The organism is Lysinibacillus sp. GbtcB16 (assembly GCF_019091145.1).
Lineage (GTDB): Bacteria > Bacillota > Bacilli > Bacillales_A > Planococcaceae > Lysinibacillus > Lysinibacillus fusiformis.
Map to the genome: position 1 here is coordinate 1 of NZ_JAGXJV010000958.1, position 230 is coordinate 230.

Sequence of the window (230 nt, forward strand, 5' to 3'; positions counted from 1 at the left end):
GCGATAATCTTTGATTTGGACAATACGCTGCTATGGGATGAGAAAAGCATTCAGGAGGCTTTTGCAGCAACCTGTGCAGGGGCGGTTGAATCAACAGGCGTTGATCCGGCTGCCCTGGAACATGAGGTTCGCGCGGCCTCCGGGCGATTGTTCGAGCATCTGCCTTGTTTCGACTATGCCCAAATGATCGAGCTCACCAATTTGGAAGCGCTGTGGGGGCGATTTGAGTC

The 230-nt window shown here is 53.5% G+C and carries 1 pseudogene; it reads left to right on the forward strand.

The annotated features are described in order from the left end of the window. A pseudogene (locus tag KVT27_RS26440) lies at positions 1–230 on the forward strand (HAD family hydrolase); the annotation flags it as partial.